General features: G+C 66.2%; 1 protein-coding gene. It reads right to left on the reverse strand.

Annotated features, from left to right (window positions below; translation table 11 throughout):
• Positions 1-586 (reverse strand): DUF5801 repeats-in-toxin domain-containing protein (locus tag EN939_RS37120; RefSeq protein ID WP_245473341.1); only part of this gene is annotated, 586 nt, incomplete at both ends.

The following is a 586-nucleotide window of genomic DNA, read 5'->3' on the forward strand; positions in this document are numbered from 1 at the left end:
CGTCGGGCCGTCATCGAGGAAGGTCAGGTTCTGGCCGATGTTGAGCGTCGCAGCCGAGCTGTCGCCGTCCTTGTCGGTGATCGTTGCCGTCAGCGTCACCAGATTGTCGGCATTCAGGCTGACCGGCTCGTTCGGGTTGGCCGTCGGATGGACGACCGCACGCTGCTGGTCGAGCGTCACATTGCCCGACGCATCGGTGGTGACCGTGAACACGATCGCGCCGCCGATACCCGCACGGCCGACCACCTGGCCGGCTTCGAGGCTCAGCACCACGGCCTGGCCGCTCGCCGTATCGACCAGCCCGGTCGCTCCGGCATTGAAGCCAAGCGCATAGCTGATCGCACCAGCGCCGTCGGCGCCGAAGCTCGACGTGAAGGCACCGGCGAAGCTCTGCGTGTCGTTGGTCGCGAGAACCGTCTCGTCGACCGTCAGCGAGTTGCTGGCGCCAGGCGCAGAGATCGTCGGGCCGTCATCGAGGAAGGTCAGGTTCTGGCCGATGTTGAGCGTCGCAGCCGAGCTGTCGCCGTCCTTGTCGGTGATCGTTGCCGTCAGCGTCACCAGATTGTCGGCATTCAGGCTGACCGGC

The sequence above is a fragment of the Mesorhizobium sp. M7A.F.Ca.CA.002.05.1.1 genome (genome assembly GCF_003998335.1).
Classification (GTDB): Bacteria; Pseudomonadota; Alphaproteobacteria; order Rhizobiales; family Rhizobiaceae; genus Mesorhizobium.